The following is a 19,313-nucleotide window of genomic DNA, read 5'->3' as shown; positions in this document are numbered from 1 at the left end:
ATCATTATATACTACGAAAAGCCTAGACCAGCCTCATCCTCCTAGGCCCGGCGTGTAAGAGCGGCTCCCAGGCCCTGGATAGGGAGTTTACCTCTTTTAGGTAATACACTCTCTATCCACCTGGGGGGTTAGAACTGGATGCCGAAGATCCTCCATGTTGCAGACATTCATCTCGGGGCTAGGCCGTATGGGCTGGAGGAGCGTCGGAACGATATATTCAGGTCTTTCGAGTTTGTTGTAGAAACGGCTTTAAAGGATAGGCCTGACGCCGTCCTGATAGCAGGCGATCTTTTCGACAAGCCTAAGCTTCCTCTTAGGGATGTTAAGCAGGCCGTGGAACTCGTTCGGATGTTGACCGACGCTGGTATACCCGTTTTGGCGGCTCATGGAGAGCACGATACTCCATCTGTGAGGGACGAGACGCTGTTATCCCTCATGGAAGCGAGTCTCGACGGCTTCAGGGCGCCACTCTATAGGTCTGGGATGAGTGCGAAAGACTTTGTAGTCGACCTTGGCGATTTGAAGGTTGCCGTGGTCCCATTCTTCAAGGTTTCCCTCGAGGAGAGGCGGAAGCTGACCCTCAGATTTCTGAGAGAATTCGACGAGATCTCCAAGGGGGCGGGGGGGAAGTTCGTTCTCCTGGCCCATATGTCTCTTGATACTGAAATGCAGTTTGACGCGGTAGCATCGCCCAGCGACCTACCATCCCGTGCTAGGTACGCTGCTCTAGGCCATCTACACGCCCCGCGTGTAAGGCTTGAGGCTCCCACACCTTACGCCTACCCCGGGGTCTTGGACCCGTTGAAGGTTGAGGAGATAAGCATGCCTGGGAGCCCACTCTATGTCGATCTCAGCGGTGACACGCCTATCATAGAGAGGATTAGGATCCCCCGAAGGCCCCAGTACAAGATTGATGTTGACGTCGTCGACGTGGCAAGCGTCTATAACGCTGTGAGCATGAGTTTAAAGAAGGTCCTGGCAGGCTCTGGAGGTGCTCGGGAAGTAAAGCTCAAACCCCTGATACATGTCGTAATTAAGACTGATAAGCCTGTTAACAAGGCAAGGTTCATAGCAGAAGTGAGGAGGGCCGCTGGCAAAGCGGATGTTCTGCTTAAGATTCACTGGAAGGTCGCTGGCGGGGGCGAGTATGGGGGCGCCTCACTTGAACTCCGGGGAGAGGGCCCTCTGGATCTCGCGAAGATCGCTGCGGAACACTATAGCATACCTCTAGAGGCCGCTAGCACTATATTGCATGAACTAGCTGAAGCGGCGGCCGAGAAGGACGAGGAGAGGGTGAAGGAGATTCTTCAAGCACTTGCCACCAGTGTCGACCAGGACGTGTGGAGGAGGGTTCTAAATATGAGGTGAGGCGTCGTGTACGTGTTGAAGAGGCTTGAGCTCCGGAACATAATGAGCCACTCAGATACCAGCCTCGATTTCCGCGAGGGCTTTACAGCTATTGTAGGCCGTAACGGAGCGGGAAAAAGCACTCTCCTCGAGGCCATCCTATACAGTATAACCCCCCATAAGGCGCCGAGGAGGTCGAGCATGATAACAGAGAACTCTAGCCGCGGAGAGATATACCTCTCCCTCAAGTCCGACGAGGGCTGGCTGCTGGAGCTGAGGAACATGCTTGTTAGGAGCGGTGGGGGGGTGCGGAATGAGGCGGCAATTATAACCTTGGATAGGCGGAGAATAGCAAGCAAGCCTACGGGGTATAAAGAGGAGATACATAAGATACTTGGGCTCAGGGGGTTACCAGACCCCGCCTCGTACATTGAGAAGGCTATAGTGATCTCCCAGGGGGGGCTCCAAACTCTAGCGGAAACCCTATCAGACCCTAAGGAACTCAGGAGCCTGCTAGATGCTGCCCTAGGCTATGCCCTGCTAAAGCAGGCTATATCAAACCTGGGTGAAGTAGTACTAGGAGTCTCCCCAAGTGGAAGGCCTGTCAAGCTCGGTTCCAAATCGCTCGGCAGACTCCAGGCCGAATACGTGGCGCTGAGAAGCGAGGTCCTAGGTGTAGACAGAGAGATAAGGAATGCTTCCAAAAGGCTGGGCGAGCTGGAGAGCAAGAGGAGGGAGCTGGAGAGGCACGCCAGGGATCTTAGGTCAGAGGCCGATGATCTAAAAAGCGAACTAGGGAGGCTAGAGACTTTGGAGGAGAGGCTGGCTGAAGTCGGCCATGTTATTAGGAGTGAGAGGTCCAGGCTAGACAATATAAACGCGCGCCTCAGGGTTGCTGAGGCGAAGATATCATCGATGAGAGATCTGGAGAAGCGGATGGCTGAGCTCAAAGCGAAAGCCTCGCTTGCCAGGGATGTTGCTGAGCTTGCCAGGCTTCACAGCCGCCTGGACAAGCTGCGGAGAGATGTTGAGATGGTGAAAGAGGCTGTAGAAAAGCTTGAACTATCCAGCAGACTCAAGGAGGTTCAGTCTGAGAGGGAGAGGGTCGAAAGCACTCTTCTCGAGGTTGAGGCGAGTATTAGTGAGGAGCAGAGGCGGTATACTCTCCTGGATTATCGGGTATCTAGGGCTAGAGACATTGTTACAGACCTTGAGCAGCTACTATCTGAGTGCCGCTCTAGCGAGCTGTGCGGTGGCGAGACACCGGAGAATGTATTGGAGAGGCTGGATGCTATGATAAGCCAGCTCGAATCAAAGGCTAGAACTCTAGATCAGGAGGCATCAGCGCTGGAAGCGGAAGCCAAGAGGCTGCTTCAAGCTGTGTCTATGCTTGAACACAGCGGGAGGAGCGCTAAATGCCCTGTGTGCGGGGCCGAGCTGCCCCGCGAGAGGGCGGAATCTATAGCTAGGCATTATAGGCATGAGGCGGAGAGGCTGAAGAAGTCTGCGGGCGAGAAGGCAGCTGAGGCTGAGAAGGCCCGGACCGAGGTCTCCCGGCTTCAGGATAGACGTAGGAGAATAGAGCTGTTGCTATCAAAGCTAAACCAGCTAGAGGAAGGCCTAAGGAAGCTGGGCTTCGAAACACCGCAGGATGTTGAGAATGCCTTTCAGGAGCTGAGGAAGCTTGGTGAGAAGCTGGAGGAACTCAAAGGTCTTCAGCAGAGTCTCGAGGAGAGGGCTAGAGAACTATCCCGGGAGGAGGTTGAGCTGCGAGAGGCCAGGAAGAGAGCCCTAGAGGTCCTTAGCCACCTCGGTATAAAGGAGGACGAGGCTAGAGGGAGGCTTGAGTCCATGATTAGCGAATCCAAGAAACTCGAGCAGGAGATTATCTCGAGGGCGGAGGACCTGGCTGCGAGGCTAGGCATCAGGGCGTACGTCAGTATAGACGACCTGCTGGAAAAAGCCAGGGAAACTCTGGAAAGGGTGGAGGATGAGCTGTCGATCATAGAGAGAAGGCTTGAGGAGGCCCGACGGCTGGAGGAGGAGGTTGTGAGGCTTAGATGGGAGGCCGAGCAGATTAGGAAGAGGCTTGAGGAGGCTCTCACTGAGGAGGAGAAGCTTAGGAGAGAGGTCTCTAGGAAGGAGGTGGTTGAGAGGAGGCTGAGGGAAGTTCGAAGCACTCTCGAAGAGCTGGAGGATAGGATCAGCAAGATTGATAGGGAAATGGGACAGCTCCACACGAGGATTAAAGAGATGGAGTCTAGGAAGGCTAGCGGGGAGGAGGCGTTGAAGCTCTACCTACCGGCTGCTGCGTCCAGGAGAATTATGGAGGAAATAGGGGAGATAGCCTATAAGAGGCTGCTAGCAGTATTGGAGGACGAGATGAACGACATCCTCTCTAGGTTCAACCTGGACGTGGCTGGTGTGGAGATAAGGGAAAAGACATCTAGAGAGATCGAGGTTAAGGCCATCGGCGGCAACGGAGCATACAGGCCGCTTACAGCTGTAAGCGGTGGAGAGAGGACTGTCCTAGCGCTGTCATTCGTGCTAGCTCTGAATAAGGCGGTGGGCGGCAAGCTGGGTTTCCTAGCACTTGACGAGCCCACCGCCAACCTAGACGAAGACAGGAGGAGGAGCCTCGTCGAGGTCTTCAGAGATATCAGCGGAGAGGGCCTTGTCAAGCAGCTCGTGGTGGTGACCCATCACGAAGACGTTAGAGACTATGCAGATACTATATGCACCGTAACCCGTACTCCACAGGGAAGCAGGGTTGACTGCTCCTATTAGATGGCGGGGGGTTGGTGTTTGGCGCCTATCCACAGGACGATAGTGGACGAGGCCCGGGAGGTTAAGCCTCTTGTTGAGAGGCTGGTGAGGGAGAGAAGTGAGAAGTCTATAATGTGCCCAGGCCTCCTAGGCTTCAGACCCATAGAGACCGGTAAGCGGCCAGACAATACCGTGGCCGTAGACGGAGGGAACAGGAGCAGGGACTACCGGGAGTTCACGATATATCTTGCCCGGGCGTGGGCGGGAGGCGGCGTTGGAGAGTCTCTCCTCCATAGTATCGGCGTGGTTGTCCCTCCGAGCGACGCGGAAGCCAGGATATCCATCTACAGGGAGATACTTGAGGCTGTTGCTGCGAAAGATGCGGTTGCCGGCGGCGGCGGGGGCTTGCTATTGCTTGACGGCAGCCCCTCAACAGCTTTGAAATGGTGGAGACCCGGCCTGTCAAGGTGGGGTCTTAAGATGAGTGCTGCCATAGCCGAGGCCGAGAAAATTCTACCTCGCCTCCGGGATAAAGGCCTCATACCAGCCTGCGAACCAGGCGGCTGTGTTGAGACCCTGCTCGAGAAAGCCGCGAGGAGGCCTGCCTCCAGCAGGGCGGCTATGATTCTCGGCACGGTGACTGAGGATATTGAACGACTTAGGTGGATCGTCGCCGTCGAGGTCGCCGAGAAGCTTTACATGTACAAGGCTATGCTCGAGGAGGCCTGGGACAGAGGCTACACCCCCGTTTTTGTGGCGAAAACCTCGCGGAGCACGGAGATGTGTAGAGGGCCCATAGCGGACGCGGCGTACATAGAGGTTAGGGCCCCGCTGAACCCCTCCTACGCGATAGCCCGGGGGGACTTAATGGTGAAGGAGGGTCTAAGCAGCATGTTGGGCATAGAGGTTGGAGAGGGCGATGGGAGGTTCATCCCCGACGTTGCCGGGCTGAGGGAGTTCTACGAGGACCTCGCCGAGCTATCAACCTACGCCCGCCTATCGCCCGGCGGCCCCATACTGAGGATCTCCATACTACTACCAGGCGGTGATAGGAGGCTAAGCGACCACCTGGGGCTCCTGGACTCTATTCTCCCACAGCTCGCGGGCCTATCCCCCTCAGGCTATCCGGTCCTCCTCCTAGTGGCGCATGAGAGGGCTAGGGTATCGGGGGAGGACCTGGAGAGGGTCTCCCTCCTATTGGGCTTGAGTCTAAGGGAGGTGAGTAGAGGTGTACTCAGAATCTAGTGTCTGCGGTGGAGAGGAGATAGGTGTAATAATAGGGGAGAGTAGCTACAGCTACAGCACAATCCTCCTGGAGAGAGATAGCCTAGGGAAGGTTATAGTTGGTTCACACGTTGTGGCCAACCTTAACGGCAGGTGCGTTCTCGGGATAGTCGAATCCATACGCTCGGGCCTCCCCCTGCTGAGCGACGAGGTTAGGGACCTCGACTCAGTTAAGAGGATGTTGGAGTCGGATGCAGCGTGGGTTGTGGAGTCAACACGCTACCATGTAGCCAGGGCCAGGTGGGTCTCGTACCTCGACACGCTGACGACCCGTGGAGAGCAGGTAGCCCCTAAGATACCTCCACAGCCAGGATCGGCCGTATACCTAGCTGAGGCCGAGGTCCTGAAGAGGGTTTTCGCCCCCGACGGGGACGGCTGGCTCAGGGTGGGATCGCTCCTTGGCAGCGGCGTTGAATATAGGATTGACGTTAACAAGCTGACCAGGCACCTTGCCATCCTAGCGGTAACAGGCGGGGGCAAGAGCAACACGGTCTGCGTCATAACCAGGGGGCTCGTCAGCAGGTATGGAGTGAGCACTGTGATCTTCGACCGGCACGGTGAATATGGGAACCTGGGCCTCGGCCCTAGGGAAGCCAAGCTGCTCAGGCCTGCTAGAGTGAACCCTGCTAGCCTCTCGTTCTGGGAACTCCTCTCTATGGCGGGGCTGGAGCCCCAGGCGACAGTCCAGAAGAGGATTCTAAGGTGGCTCTGGGGCGAGCTAACCAAAAGGTATCAGCAGGGTAAGATCGGGGCGGCCGATCTCATACCAAAGGCGGTTGAGGTGCTGGAGACAGCATCACGAACCACTAAGCCCTCCAGGCAGGAGTCGGATTCTCTTGCCAAGTCTTTCGAGAATGTCGTAGGGGACACAGTCTCTAATGCCCCCGCGGCGAAGCAGGACCAGATCCTGGGTGTTCTTGATAAGCTAAACGATCTGCAGGACCTCTATGGGAGCGCGCTGGACCCTAACATACCGACCGACCTCACGAGGATATTAGAGCCTGGGAAAGCCACGGTTATGGATTTAAGTATGATGGAGGATAATGTGGCGGATGCTGTAACCAGCCACTATCTCCGCAGGCTCCTGCAGGCTAGGATCAACGTTAGGGGCGAGAATATGTCGAGGAGGGAGGTTTACCCCGTGCCTGTAATCACTATTATAGAGGAGGCTCATGTACTCATACCGAAAGACGAGCCGACCCTCACTAAGAGGTGGGCGGCCAGGATAGCTAGGGAGGGGAGGAAGTTCGGCGTGGGCATGGTCATAGTTAGCCAGAGGCCGAAGAAGCTCGACGTCGATGTTCTAAGCCAGACCAACAACAAGATAATACTGAAAATGGTCGAGCCACAGGACATAGGCTATGTTAGGGCGGCCAGCGAGGAGCTAAGTGAAGATCTTGCAAGCCTTCTCCCCAGCCTGAACACTGGTGAAGCGCTTATTATGGGCAGCATGGCCAGGATGCCGGCTGTAGTCAAGATAGATAAATGCGAGGTCACCACGGGAGGGAGGGATATAAATATCGTCGAAGAAACGAGAAGGTGGCTCTTGAAAGGAGAGCCAAATCTGGACGAGTTAGCGTTGTGAACGCGCGTCCACAGACCCACCTCAATATGGGGTGTAGAGGCCGTGGCGACGGGTTTAAACAAGGGAGATATGGCAGCCAGGGCGCTGGCTATACTTCTGGCTCTCGGTTTTGTGGCCTTCGATCTGAACAGCCTACTTAGCGGTCCAAGAATCCCCGTGTTCATACTAGTGGAGAATCTAGCATATGCTGTGTTGCTAGCCGCGCCAGCTATAGTCTACAGGAGCCCGGCTAGCCCGACGGTTATAGCCCTGGCCAGTGCATTCGCGGCGGGAAGAGTGTCCCGATCGGTTGTTACCAGCACCGGCACGCTCGGCGATCTCGCTATACCCCACTTTCCCCTACTTCTAGCACTAACTGTGCTAGCCCTCATGGCAGCCGTCGCTATGAACAGGAGATGCGTAAGGAGGGGTTAGACTATGCCTCAGAGGGTAGTCCCACAGACTCTTCATCGGTGCGGGCGTAACCTCAGAGCCTGCACGGGTCATCACTAGCTCTCTCCACCCCCCTGTGGAGCTTCTAGCCGGTGAATTCCTCTGGGGGCACGTAAAATGGTATCTTCGCTTTATGATAGTCTCTTATTATCGTTCTTGCAGCCTCCTCGATAAGCGGCTCCTTAGTAGTTTTGTAGAACCAGCCTCTCTTTATCGCCAACCTCTCCATTATCTCGTAGGGATCCTGGGCGGATATGCCGTACGCGGTCTGGAAGGCCCTCCTATTGTACCTCAAAATCTTCTCTATTAATGCTGCTGCAGGCGGAACCGGGTCTGCAAGGTCCTCGGGGCTCCTCCCTCTTATTATAGACTCAGGCCAGCCCCCCTCGACCGGTATGACCCCAGGCGTGTCTACCATGTAGAAGCCTGGCTCTATCTTTAGAAGCTGCAAACCCTTTGTATAGCCGGGGCTCCCTGGTATGGGGCTCGTTGGAGCGCCCTTCCTGCCTCTCAGAGCGTTTATGACACTGGACTTCCCCGTCTTCGGGAAACCTATTACCCCTGCTGAAAACGGTTTTACGTCGGCTAGGTGCTTTATATAGCCTCTCAGCCTCCTGGTGCTGAGCCTGTGCCTCGCGGACACGTATATCACGTCGAAGCCCATCCCCTCTATAATCCTGGCCCACTTTTCCGCAACCCTGAGAGGAACCAGGTCGGACTTGTTGAGAACTATAAGCAGACTCTTATCAAGGGCCTCCGCCATCCTCTCAGCCCGCCTGCTCCTAGTCACCATCGGATCTCTGATGTCCACTACCTCTATCACGACGTCCACGTTCTTTATCGTCCTAGCTAGAAGCCTCCAGCTGGCTAGCTGCATGCAACAGCACCCTAAACCGTTACCCCAACGACTATATATTTGCCCGCCGAGGCCTTAACCATCTCCGTCAACCCTGTAAACCTTTATAATACCCCGGGGGCAAAGGCTGGCCGCCTCCAGAGCACATGCCTCAAGGGAGGCGTCGAACACGCCCGCGTCAAGCCCACCCTTCACTCTGGCTCTGCCGTCGCCGTGCCTTTCGAAGACCTCCGGGCAGACGGCGACGCATACGAAGTCTGGTATGCAATCCTCCCTAGACTCTATAGCGACCCTCACCTTCGCCTTACCCACCCATAGTCACCTCGAGGCTGTTTCTGAGAGCGATGGTTTCAGGTTGATTTGTTGCTCTGAAGTACCTATTTACACCTCACTATACTAAAACATAGTTAGGGGTGGAGCTGTTGAACCCAGGTATAGTTTACAGGGAGGAGATATACGGCTGGGAGTTCCTCGAGTTTGAGCATCTGGAGGATGTTAGGTTCATGATTGTTGGACTGCCCGATGTCGGCCTTGTGGGCGCTGTAACTGGCATGCACCTGATACGGGCTAAGGATATGACCTATACGGTCGGTATAGACCACTACGGCGCCCTGCCTCCGGTGGTGATTATGAACCGGGGTAGGGTTCTTCACCCCATTAGAATCTACAGGAGCGGTGATGTGGCTACGCTGATAACAGACGTCCCTATACTACCCGCAGCTATACCATCCTTCTCCGCCGCTGTGGTTGAGTACGCCAGGAGGAGAGGGGTGGAGTATATCATAAGTGCCACAGGGGTCGGCAACCCCAAGAGGCTAGAGCAGGATAAGCCTAGCCTCTACTGGCTAGCCAGCGATAAGAAGGCTAGCCTTCTGGCGTCGAATCTGAGGGGTGCAAGCGAACCTGAGCAGGGCATAATAGTGGGTCCTTACGCTACAATACTGAAGGAGGCTATGAAAAAGCATGTTCACAACCTTGTGCTCCTCGCCGACTCCTTTATAGACATCCCCGACCCGGAGGCAGCAGCAGTTATAGTAGAGGGTATAAACTCTATAACAGGCCTCAACGTCCCCGTAGAAGAGCTTGTTAAACAGGCTGAAGAAATTAAGCTCAGGATGAGGGATCTCATGAAGGAGACGAAGGCCGTCATGGCGAGGATGGGAAAAGAGATGGAGTATAGGGCGCCCATCCTCTATACATGACGGGCAACAGACTCTGAGCCCTAGACGCTGGGGGGTGCTCCCGGAATGTCTGAATATGGTATGGACGACGAGCTTAGGAGGATTATGATACGCTTCTACCAGGCTCTGAGGGAAGCTGAGGAGACTTTCTCAGCTATGACAAGGTTCGCCATGAACGAGCTAAAGGAGTTTGAGGAGCTTCTTGAAAAGAGGTTGCAGGAGTTCCGGGGAGAGGGTATTGAGCCTATAGTAAGTCTACACGACCTTGGTGATAGGATTAGGATTCTGATCGACCTTCCAGGCATGGATAGGGAATCCCTTAGTATAGTGGTTCTAGAGGACAGGATTGAGATAAGGGCAAGGCTAAGGGAGCATATTGTAAGGAGGGCGCTGGGATCCCTTTCAGAGAAGTATAGCTTTAGGGAGTATAGGGGCGTCTATAAGTTGCCGGCCCCTGTAGAGCCGAGAAGCGTGAAAATAAGCACTAGAGGCTCTCTGATAGTGGTTGAGGCCGAGAAAAAGGTTGAGGCTGGCTAGCCTTCTCCCCCTTGGCTGTCTAGGATCTCTGCTATGTCTTTTACCTCGAAGCCAAAATCCTCGGCCTCGGCGCGGAACATGGTGTTGCAGAAGGGGCAGGCAACTGCCACCACGCCCTCCCCACCGAGGGTTTTGCTAGCTTCCTCCGCCCTAATCCTTGAAACTCTCCTACCCCTCTTAACCTCGTAGAAGAGCTGACCTCCCCCGCCGCCGCAGCAGAAGCTCTTCTCCATGCTTCTGGGCATCTCTCTGATCCTGAGGCCAGCCCCTCTACTGAGCACCTCCCGGGGTTCACTATAGACACCGTTCCACCTACCAAGGTAGCATGGGTCATGGTAGGTCACGGGCTTCTCCTCCCCCACTTGAGCTCCCTTCAGCTTCCCCTCTCTAACCAGTCTCGCCAAGGTGACACTGTGGTGCTCAACCTCAAGTCTGTCCAGGATCTCGGCTAGATGCTTGGCGTCATCCCTCTTCTCCAGGTATCTCCTGTATCTCCTGTAGTCGTGTTTTATAGTGGTTAGGCAGTGTGGACAGTTGACAACGAGCTTCCTAAACCTGTATTTCGAAAGCTCCTCAAGAAACTGTATCATAAGCTCCACGAACAGGGCCTCCTCACCCATCCTCAGCGCCGGCTCGCCTGTGCAGCCGGTGTAGGGCATTATAGCGGCTTTCAACCCAGCCTTCCTTAGAAGCCTTAATATGGATTCTCCCACCGGTCTTATCCTGGGGTCATATCCCGTTACACAGCCTGCCCAGTATAGGATGTCATAATCTTCCCCCTCCTTAGCAACAACATCCTCCCCCAGCTTCTCGGCAAGCTCTTCGAACCACTCTTCCTTTTCCACGGGGCTCTGTCCCAGGGGGTTGCCGTTGTACTGTAGGTTTTGGAGCACAGTTAGAACCTGCTCTGGCACATGCTCGCTGCCAGCGCTCATCATACCCCTTCGCACATCTAGTATCACGTCCACGTGATGTATGAGTACGGGGCACTCGTTTACACAGGCGCCACAAGTCAAGCAGCTCCATATGGCCTCAGGGTTAACCCCTGCTCTACTACCGTCACCCGGGATCTCCGGATCTAGGACCTCTGTATCCCATCTACCCTCTCTCAGCATCAGCCTTAACCCGTAGATAACACCTCTCGGATCCAACACCTTACCAGACTCAGCGGCTGGACAGCTGTTTGTACATCTCATGCAGCTTGTACACGCTTCAAAGTCTAACCTCTGCTTCCACGTGGTGTCGGAGAGCTTGATAACGCCTATAGGCATGTCATTCTCTATTCTCTCGTCCAGGTCCTCGTAGGTCCTCAGCCCGGCGACCGGGGGAGCAGGTCTTGCTAGTGCTATGTTGGCCAGTACAGCCGGGATATGCCACAGGTTTGTGAATGGTATAAGGGCGATCCCAAGCTGGGCAAGGGCTAGGTGTAGTAGCCAAAGGCCCCTGTAAACCTCTGAGAGAACATCTCTATCCACCCCCTTGAGAGCCGTGTACACTAGGTAGCCCACAGGGTCGTAGAGCGGTGACTCGAACCCCGCCTCAGCCCTGTAGAGAGCCACAACCATACCCTCCACAACAAAACCGGTGGCGACTATAGTGGCTAGAAGCGCGAGGACAAGGTAGTAGCCCGGGTCTCTCGGCAGCCTTGGTGTAAGCCCTCTCCACCTCCTGTAGGCTGCCACGGCTACCCCAACGATCACAATGACACCAGCTATATTGTTAGCCAGCTTGTAGATGTAGAAGAAGGGGGGCTGGAGGAGCCAACCACCGATATAGTAGTCTAAGGCTCTGATGACAGTGGCTATGAATAGAATTATAATGCCGTAGAAGATTAGGGCATGCATGACCCCGGGAAACCTATACTTCAAAACTTTATACTGTAGAAGCCCATACAGTGCAAGCCTATCGATAGCGGCCCTAATACCTCCCGACTCCAGCGCAGCCCCCACAAGGCTATAGCTCCTAAACACCCTCCTGTAGAACTCGACTAGGGAATACAGGAGTACGGCGGTGCTCAATCCAGCCAGTATATACACGAAAATCTTGATATCATCCACCAGGAAGAAATGCTCTACAGGCCCGGCCATATCTTGACACCCCGAAGCTAAGACCTATAACAGCTTCCCCAGAACCGACCGGACATCAAGCGCACGAATACAAATAGGTGCCACATTAAGGCTGAAAAAAGGGGATTATATACGCGAGTATGAACCTTGCTGTTACTCGCGAAATCAATGATATAACCGTAATCCAACCTCGACCAGGTGCAATGACTTATGGCTCGATGCTCGGAGCCACTACGCTACCCCTCACCCCAGCAGGAGAGGCGGAGGGGCCTGGAATTACCGGGAATAGGGATTGCGAGAGGCCGTGAAGCACCGAAAAGCACCCATAAATTATCTAGTACTACCACTTAAGGATCCTAACCCTGGGGGGCTGTACACTCGATTTAACCCTAGGATTTAAGGGGATTCTGGGGGTGTTTCTGCGACTTTGAAGGATAGCGGGAGGAAGAGGACGACTCTCGACGAGAGCCTACTATCCTACATTAGGACTACGGTTAGGATAAAAGGTGGAGCTGGTGGTGGGGCGCTTGATGATAGGGGGAGGAGTATTGACGACTCTGAAGACTCTGAAGACAAGACAGAGGGTTTGGATGGGTTTAGACAGACAACACTGCTCGACTATATGGGCGGTCCTATAGGGAGGAAAAAGCCGTCGAAGCTGGTGTCCACTAGCCCCCATGTTAAGGGTCATGGAGAGGCTCTTTCAAAACCTGTTGAAGCACCGCCTTCACATGCTTCCGACCAGAAGCTTAAGCGGCGTCCAGCGCCCGCCGAGGATATTTCTGCTCGGCCTTTCAAAAAAGGCTTATCGAGAAACTTTATAGCGGCGTCCAGCGCCTCCAGCGATGATACTGTCCTAGAGCTGGTTAGGGAGCCCTGGGTCGAGTCAGCCAGGGGCTATCTGCTAGATGTAAGATACGATGGTGCCCAGGGTAAGGCTGTTCTCATGTTATACGATCCTTCTAGCGAGAGCCTGGTTAAGTGGGCTGATAGAACGGGGCATAAGCCTTACTTCCTAACCGATGCTAGGCCCGAGGATCTTAGGGCTGCTGGTGTAGATGTTAGCCGTGACGAGTCATTCGTTCAATATGATCTTGTGGAGAAGTTCCACCCGATTGAGAGGAGGCCTGTAAAGCTCACGAAGATAGTGGTCTCCGACCCGCTTGCTGTGAGACGGCTCAGGGAGAGGGTAGCTGGGGCGGGCTTTTCCGTGTGGGAAGCTGATATAAAGTATCATCACAACTACATCTTCGATAGACAGCTTGTGCCGGGGATACTCTACGAGGTTAGCGGGGCTAGGATAGTTCATACATTACCCCTGGAAACTGGAGAAGCCTCTACAGTTGTTCAAGAGATTTTTAAGGATGAGCCGGAGGATGTGAAGGAGAGGGCGAGGGAGTGGCTGAAGATATTCGAGGCACCACCTCCTAAGCTGCCTATAATAGCATTCGACATCGAGGTTTACAGCCCCCTAGCCACGAGACTACCCGACCCGTCTAAGGCACTCTACCCCATAATAAGCGTGGCCACAGCGGACAGCAGCGGTAGGAACAAGGTTTTCGTCCTTTACAGGGAGAACGCCGAGTTCTCGGAGGATGCTCTCCCCGACGCAACCGAGGTGGAGATCTACGACAGCGAGAGGGCCATGCTCCTCGACATTATCAGGCTCCTCCAGAGGTATCCGCTAGTCGTCAGCTTCAACGGCGACAACTTCGACCTACCCTACCTAGCTAAACGGCTAGAGGTCCTCGGCGTCCCTAGGGAGTATGTGCCGGTAGAGGCCAAACAGGATTACGCGACGTTCAGGAGGTCATTACACATTGATCTTCATAAACTCTTCGGGATAAGGGCGCTACAGGTCTACGCATTCGGCAACAAGTACAGGGAGCTGAGCCTGGAGTCTATAAGCAGGGCTCTACTTGGCAAGGGCAAGGTGGAGCTGAAGGTGCCAGTACCGGAGCTGAGCCTGGGCAAGCTAATAGAATACAACCTGCAGGACGCCAGGCTGACGCTCGAGCTTCTGACTTTCAGCAACAACCTCGTTTTCAACCTAATAGTGATGGTCATGAGGACGAGCAAGCTGGGCATGGAGGACATTACTCGTAGCCAGATTTCGAACTGGATCAAGGGCCTCATGTACTGGGAGCATAGGAGGAGGAGGTGGCTTATACCTTCTAGACGGGAGATTGAGAAGCTATCTTCGGCAGGGGCAAAGGTTGGGGCTATAATAAAGGACAAGAAATACAGGGGTGCTATAGTCCTGGATCCACCCGTCGGAGTTTTCTTCAGGGTGCTAGTCCTAGACTTCGCAAGCCTATATCCAAGCCTTATAAAGCAGTGGAATCTCAGCTACGAGACCGTCAACAACCCCAATTGCAAAGACACTATAGAAGTGCCAGAGGTTGGCCACAGAGTTTGCCGCGACTTTAAGGGTATAAGCAACGAGATAGTCGGGATGCTGAGGGACTTCAGAGTCAGACTTTACAAGAAGAAGTCAAAGGATAAGAGCTTGAGAGAGGAGGAGCGGCTCTGGTATGATGTGGTCCAGTCCGCCATGAAGGTTTACATAAACGCCAGCTACGGCGTATTCGGGAGCGAGAGCTTCAGCCTCTACAGCCTCCCCGTTGCAGAGAGTGTAACAGCCCTAGGTAGAACTGTCCTGAGGGGTACGCTGGAGAAGTCTAGGGATCTAAAACTCCACATAGTCTACGGCGACACTGACAGCCTCTTCATATGGGACCCCCCTAGGGATGCGCTTGAAGCCCTTGTAGACTATGTAGAGAGAACCTACGGTCTAGAACTAGAACTCGATAAGGTTTTCAGGGCGATACTGTTCAGCGGCCTGAAGAAGAACTACCTCGGAATTACTGAAGACGGAGACATTGTCATTAAGGGTATGGTAGCTAAGAAGAGCAACACGCCAGAGTTTATAAAGGAGGAGTTTTCAAAGGCAGTGAGGATAATCAGCAAGCTAGAAAGGCCTGAGGATGTTGAAGACATACTAGCCGAGCTCAGGGACCATATAAACACTGTGTATAACAACGTTAAGAAGAAGATCTACACCCTAGACCAGTTCGCAATTAAGGTCATGCTCAGCAAGAATCCAAAGGAGTATGATAAGAACACTCCGCAGCATGTGAAGGCTGCTATGCTTCTCCAAAGGCTTGGGATCCCCCTCGGGAGAGGCGATATAGTCTACTACGTTAAAACAAGGGACAAGCTAGGCGTCAAGCCTGTCCAGCTGGCAAGACTATCCGACGTCGACCCCGGAAAATACATTGAGCATGTGAAAACCGCTTTCGAGCAGATGCTAATGGCGTTTGGCATATCCTGGGACGACATATCAGGGGTGAAAAAGCTCGACAAACTGTTATTTGATTAGAGAATGAGACTATCCTAAACTATCCAGGGAAATATGAGGCCCGCCCAACCCTAATTTACAGCAGGGTTGATGAGCGACTTCGGAACCGACCCCCCTGCAGGGGGTATGGGGAGCCGTGTGAGGGCTGACGAGAGGATAGCCAGCGGTAAGTTGTATGTGGGCGTAGACCCATCAGGGGGGAAAGGGTCCTGGGGCTTCGCCGTAGTACTGTGGCTTTCGGGCGGCTGCCGCATACTTAGAGCCTGGGAGTCGAAGCCCTCCGAGGCTTACTCTAGCCTAAAGAGGCTGGCAGGTGCTGGAGTGTATGCGGTGGGTGTAGACGCTCCACTCAATATCCTAGGCAGAACACCGACATGGAGAGGATGCGAGAGATACGCACTTAAGAGGGGTGCCAGGCTTCTCCCCTTAAACACGCCGGGGATGATAGCCCTGTCGAGAATCGGCAACTCTATTTTTAGGCTACTGGAGGAGGCGGGGATTCCAGCTGTTGAGGCCCACCCTTCCTCCATCCTTTCCGCCCTTGGGCTAAAAACCGGGTACTATAGGAGAAGTCATGTTGTAGATGCTCTCATCGCTGCTGTCGCTGCAGCAGCTTTTTTTGAAAAGCCAAGTGCTGTGGAAGCCGCTGTTGACGACTGCGTACTAGTCTATAAGCTGAGTGAGGGTTTTGCCAACGTATGCCAGCTATATATGTTGAATGTAGACAGCAGGCCATCCCATTAGCTTGATGGTAAGCATTACACTATAAAAAGGGGGAGTTGGGGGAAGATCTCTTCTACTTCTTGAGGCTCCAGAGCTTCTTGGATATAACCTTGAAGCCCGCGCTAACAGAATCCAGCACCTTGGGCGGCAGCTGTGCCCTAGCCCTCTCAACGCCCATAGCTTTGCTAAGATCTACGCTGAGGTAAAGAGCATGAGATAGGAAGGCCCTACCTCCCTTGTAGGGGTTCTCGGTTATCAGCCCCTCGAAGTAGTCTATCCAGGCCTCTGGGTTTCTGCTCCTTCGAATCATAACTAGATAGCCTCCTACGCTAGGCCCAATCTCTAGGTTCAGTCTGTAGGCTGTGTAGTTCTCGGACTTAGTCTCCTCTGTTATGAGATTGTGCTTCTTGAGGACCTCTGCCATATGGCTGAACACCTTCTCGGCCATACGGCCGCCCATCCTAACTAGCGTCGATTCTCTAGCTCCTGGCACGCTAACCCTAAACTGTACAACAGGTCCTCTTGTAGTCTTCCTGAGCACCAGCCTATAGCTTCTAGCCTCCAACACCATGTCTACCCACCTTTACACTGCACATGTCCAATATAATATTAGTATCTCAAAACCTTATATAGCTCAAGACTTACGGCAACAATGCAAATACTGGGGGATCTTGCATATAATGTCGCCGATCCTAGCCAAAGGGGTATACCTACTAATTTAAGGTTTGGGGCTAGATTCCATGGAACGGGTAGGTATTGAGGGCGTAATCAGCTGGGGCCCCGACTCGGGCTAGGCGGTGTTTATGGTGTGTTGACTTGAATAATCTTATATTTGTTGATACTCAGACTAAATATGTTTTACAGTATTAAACGACCTGAAAACTTATATCACCCAACATAGAAGCCTTATATAGGGGGCGACCTCTTGTCGGCTAATGAATCAGCCCGCACATTCGTCTTCATACCCCGTAAGGTTCAACGGCTTGGAGCCTCTTCGCTAATTGTCACCATACCGAAGGAGTGGGCTAAAAGGAATAATGTTGATGTAGGCGATGTGGTTTCCCTAGTGGATATAGGGGATAGGCTTATAATACTACCTACAAACACTACAAGAAGGATTGTGGTCCATTTTGATGGAAGGCACAAGAGGATTGTCAAGCATGTTTCTAAGCTGGTTCTATGCGGTTTTGTATTTGGGCAGGATAAGATTGTTATCTCTTCTCCTAGACAGGGAACTATAAAAGACATTATAGAGAATCTTCAAAATCTTATGGTCATGCTTCCCTACATCTACATTACAGGCAAGGAGAGGGAGGTTGTTATAGATCTCGATAGCCCTGTTGAAGAGCCGTGGCACGCCCTCAAAATCCTCGGCCGCCATCTTATAGGCTATTCAGAAAATCTTCTTAAGATACTCAGCAGCGATGACAACGACGTCTCCAGCTTCACTATGGAGAGCACTGTCACTGAAATATACAGGAGCAACTATAGGCTGTTGCGTGCGGTGACCATAAACACGGCCCGCGGAGGGATAGAGTCTATAATGGGCTTGTACTTCTTCCTCTATGCAGCTATGCTTGCAGCGGCCACCGATGAGATGCACGATCTAGGTCGGGAGATTATTAAGCTGAGGGATAAGCTAACATGGGATGAGAGGGAGAGGCTAAAGTTTATAGTTGAGATGCTGGAGGTAGCTCTAGCCACACTGTCAGCCAATATAGATCCTAACAGCGTTAAGAAGGTAGAAGAGGCCTACTGGAAGATAAGGAGCGTTTTAGACTTAAAGGCCGAACTCTCCAAGATAGTTGGGGATGGGAGCACAGCCTTCGCATACCTCGTGGCCAGGGCTGTAAACGTTGCGAGAACACTGGAGATAGCAAGCAATATCATGATGTGCCACATGCTAACACAGAAGTACTCGACGCTTATGAATGAAAACTCTGACTCGGAGGGAGCATGACGGCATCAGGCGCCCCCCGATGAGGAGGAACCCCAGAGCATCTCGGCTGGCTTAGGGTTGAGCTATTCTTTTTGGTGCTGAAGCCCCGCATCACCGAGGGGGTAGCCTGTCTTGGCGTTAAGGATAGTTTATCATGAGGATTTTATGAAGCACTCTCCCGATCCATATGACCATCCTGAGAACCCTTCTCGGCTAGTTGCAGCTCTTAAGGGGCTCGAGGAATCGGGAGTCTACAGGGTCTCCGAGTCCATAAGTCCGCCAGAGGGTGATGTGGGTCTCTATACAAAGGTACACAGCCCTGCTTACTTGCGGCATGTGCTTTCCATGGCTGAGTCTGGTCTTGACTGGCTGGACCCCGACACCTACGTCGGGCCGGGCACGATTGTAGCGTTGAAAAGGCTGGCTGGGGCTTCTTTGGAGGCGTATAATATCGCTAGGAGGGGTGGCGTTGCTCTTCTTCTCGGTAGGCCGCCTGGCCATCATGCTGGGATTAGGGGGAGGGCTCTTGGAGCTCCTACTGCGGGGTTCTGCATAGTTAATACGGCAGCCCTTATAGCGAGGTTGTTGTCTCAGCATGGGAGGACTGCTATGTTGGATTTCGATCTCCACCACGGCAACGGGACTCAGGAGATATTCTACGACGACCCAGAAATCTATCATGTAGATATTCACCAAGACCCCACTACCATCTACCCAGGAACGGGGTTTCCGGAGGACCTGGGGGAGGGGGAGGCCAGGGGCACTAAGATAAACATTATAATTCCCCCATACTCCGGGGACGATATATTCCTTTCTGCAGCGAGGGTTGCAATCAGGATCTTGGAGAGACTAGAGCCAGACTACATAGTCGTATCAGCCGGCTTCGATGCCTACAGGGGTGACAACGCCTTCACGGTTATGAAAGGGGGGACGACTATGTATCACATGATAGGTTCCCGCCTACCGAGTATAGCCCGTTCTGGCGTGGCGGCGGTCTTGGAGGGAGGCTATGGAGTCGGGCTCAGGAGGGCTCTCCCCTCGTTTGCTGCCGGGCTGGCTGGCCTCGGGAATCCCTACCCCGAAGCCGAGGAGACTAGCAGTGGTAACGTTAGGAAATTGTATGCTGCTGCTCTCCGTAGGCTTGCCAGAGCTTTAGAGGGATTAAACGCTCTTGCTGAGGAGGCTGTTGCCGAAGAGCTTGAAAAGAAGGGATGGGGGGAATTATTGTAAGAAAAG

At 53.5% G+C, this 19,313-nt stretch carries 15 protein-coding genes; 11 read left to right on the top strand and 4 right to left on the bottom strand.

Annotation, left to right across the window (positions count from 1 at the left end; translation table 11 throughout):
• Positions 1 to 138: 138 nt before the first annotated feature.
• The 5 genes from ACAM_RS00425 to ACAM_RS00405 are packed head-to-tail and all read left to right on the top strand — an operon-like array spanning position 139 to position 7,396.
• Positions 139 to 1,368, top strand: coding sequence for a DNA repair exonuclease (locus ACAM_RS00425; RefSeq protein ID WP_022540836.1), 1,230 nt, complete (start codon positions 139 to 141; stop codon positions 1,366 to 1,368).
• Positions 1,369 to 1,374: 6 nt separating this feature from the next.
• On the top strand, positions 1,375 to 4,134 hold the full coding sequence (locus tag ACAM_RS00420) for an AAA family ATPase (RefSeq protein WP_022540835.1): 2,760 nt from the start codon (positions 1,375 to 1,377) through the stop codon (positions 4,132 to 4,134).
• 18 nt (positions 4,135 to 4,152) lie between these two features.
• Positions 4,153 to 5,358 carry a DNA double-strand break repair nuclease NurA gene (locus tag ACAM_RS00415; RefSeq protein WP_022540834.1) on the top strand — a complete coding sequence of 402 codons (1,206 nt, stop codon included), beginning with the start codon at positions 4,153 to 4,155 and terminating at the stop codon, positions 5,356 to 5,358.
• On the top strand, positions 5,342 to 6,982 hold the full coding sequence (locus tag ACAM_RS00410; RefSeq protein WP_022540833.1) for a helicase HerA domain-containing protein: 1,641 nt from the start codon (positions 5,342 to 5,344) through the stop codon (positions 6,980 to 6,982). The genes ACAM_RS00415 and ACAM_RS00410 overlap by 17 nt, the downstream gene beginning before the upstream one ends.
• A gap of 42 nt (positions 6,983 to 7,024) precedes the next feature.
• Positions 7,025 to 7,396 (top strand): hypothetical protein, encoded by a 372-nt coding sequence (locus ACAM_RS00405; RefSeq protein WP_022540832.1) that lies wholly within the window; start codon positions 7,025 to 7,027, stop codon positions 7,394 to 7,396.
• 103 nt (positions 7,397 to 7,499) lie between these two features.
• Here ACAM_RS00405 and ACAM_RS00400 read toward each other — a convergent pair whose 3' ends face one another.
• Both ACAM_RS00400 and ACAM_RS00395 read right to left on the bottom strand, forming a co-directional pair.
• Complete coding sequence (locus tag ACAM_RS00400; RefSeq protein WP_022540831.1) at positions 7,500 to 8,291, bottom strand: GTPase; 792 nt, start codon at positions 8,289 to 8,291, stop codon at positions 7,500 to 7,502.
• 54 nt (positions 8,292 to 8,345) lie between these two features.
• Positions 8,346 to 8,582, bottom strand: coding sequence for a ferredoxin (locus tag ACAM_RS00395; protein WP_022540830.1), 237 nt, complete (start codon positions 8,580 to 8,582; stop codon positions 8,346 to 8,348).
• A gap of 110 nt (positions 8,583 to 8,692) precedes the next feature.
• Between ACAM_RS00395 and ACAM_RS00390 the strand changes: the two genes are divergently transcribed.
• Together ACAM_RS00390 and ACAM_RS00385 are read left to right on the top strand one after the other, a co-directional pair.
• Positions 8,693 to 9,472 carry a proteasome assembly chaperone family protein gene (locus tag ACAM_RS00390; protein ID WP_022540829.1) on the top strand — a complete coding sequence of 260 codons (780 nt, stop codon included), beginning with the start codon at positions 8,693 to 8,695 and terminating at the stop codon, positions 9,470 to 9,472.
• Positions 9,473 to 9,517: 45 nt separating this feature from the next.
• The gene (locus ACAM_RS00385; RefSeq protein ID WP_022540828.1) at positions 9,518 to 9,988 is read left to right on the top strand and encodes an Hsp20/alpha crystallin family protein; all 471 of its coding nucleotides are present in this window, start codon (positions 9,518 to 9,520) and stop codon (positions 9,986 to 9,988) included.
• Here the strand turns inward: ACAM_RS00385 and ACAM_RS00380 are convergent.
• A complete protein-coding gene (locus tag ACAM_RS00380; RefSeq protein WP_022540827.1) occupies positions 9,985 to 12,075 on the bottom strand; it encodes a (Fe-S)-binding protein in 2,091 nt (696 codons plus the stop codon). The genes ACAM_RS00385 and ACAM_RS00380 overlap by 4 nt on opposite strands.
• Positions 12,076 to 12,481: 406 nt before the next feature.
• On the opposite strand from ACAM_RS00380, the gene ACAM_RS00375 reads away from it, so the two are divergent.
• Together ACAM_RS00375 and ACAM_RS00370 are read left to right on the top strand one after the other, a co-directional pair.
• Positions 12,482 to 15,436 (top strand): DNA-directed DNA polymerase I, encoded by a 2,955-nt coding sequence (locus ACAM_RS00375; RefSeq protein WP_022540826.1) that lies wholly within the window; start codon positions 12,482 to 12,484, stop codon positions 15,434 to 15,436.
• A gap of 69 nt (positions 15,437 to 15,505) precedes the next feature.
• Complete coding sequence (locus ACAM_RS00370; RefSeq protein WP_022540825.1) at positions 15,506 to 16,159, top strand: DUF429 domain-containing protein; 654 nt, start codon at positions 15,506 to 15,508, stop codon at positions 16,157 to 16,159.
• Between the two features lie 52 nt (positions 16,160 to 16,211).
• On the opposite strand, the gene ACAM_RS00365 is transcribed toward ACAM_RS00370, so the two are convergent.
• Positions 16,212 to 16,709 carry a hypothetical protein gene (locus ACAM_RS00365; RefSeq protein WP_022540824.1) on the bottom strand — a complete coding sequence of 166 codons (498 nt, stop codon included), beginning with the start codon at positions 16,707 to 16,709 and terminating at the stop codon, positions 16,212 to 16,214.
• A gap of 354 nt (positions 16,710 to 17,063) precedes the next feature.
• Between ACAM_RS00365 and ACAM_RS00360 the strand changes: the two genes are divergently transcribed.
• Positions 17,064 to 18,098, top strand: a complete 1,035-nt coding sequence (locus ACAM_RS00360; protein WP_022540823.1) for an AbrB/MazE/SpoVT family DNA-binding domain-containing protein — start codon at positions 17,064 to 17,066, stop codon at positions 18,096 to 18,098.
• A gap of 111 nt (positions 18,099 to 18,209) precedes the next feature.
• Positions 18,210 to 19,307 (top strand): histone deacetylase family protein, encoded by a 1,098-nt coding sequence (locus ACAM_RS00355; RefSeq protein WP_022540822.1) that lies wholly within the window; start codon positions 18,210 to 18,212, stop codon positions 19,305 to 19,307.
• The last annotated feature ends 6 nt before the right edge of the window (positions 19,308 to 19,313 follow it).

The organism is Aeropyrum camini SY1 = JCM 12091 (genome assembly GCF_000591035.1).
GTDB lineage: Archaea > Thermoproteota > Thermoprotei_A > Sulfolobales > Acidilobaceae > Aeropyrum > Aeropyrum camini.
Note: the sequence above shows the minus strand (reverse complement) of the source record. Positions and strands in the feature narration are given on the sequence as shown.

Excerpts from the sequence above, each read along its gene's own strand:
- ACAM_RS00425 (WP_022540836.1), top strand. The coding sequence starts at position 139 with ATGCCGAAGATCCTCCATGTTGCAGACATTCATCTCGGGGCTAGGCCG.
- ACAM_RS00400 (WP_022540831.1), bottom strand. The coding sequence starts at position 8,291 with ATGCAGCTAGCCAGCTGGAGGCTTCTAGCTAGGACGATAAAGAACGTG.
- ACAM_RS00385 (WP_022540828.1), top strand. The coding sequence starts at position 9,518 with ATGTCTGAATATGGTATGGACGACGAGCTTAGGAGGATTATGATACGC.
- ACAM_RS00380 (WP_022540827.1), bottom strand. The coding sequence starts at position 12,075 with ATGGCCGGGCCTGTAGAGCATTTCTTCCTGGTGGATGATATCAAGATT.
- ACAM_RS00370 (WP_022540825.1), top strand. The coding sequence starts at position 15,506 with ATGAGCGACTTCGGAACCGACCCCCCTGCAGGGGGTATGGGGAGCCGT.
- ACAM_RS00365 (WP_022540824.1), bottom strand. The coding sequence starts at position 16,709 with ATGGTGTTGGAGGCTAGAAGCTATAGGCTGGTGCTCAGGAAGACTACA.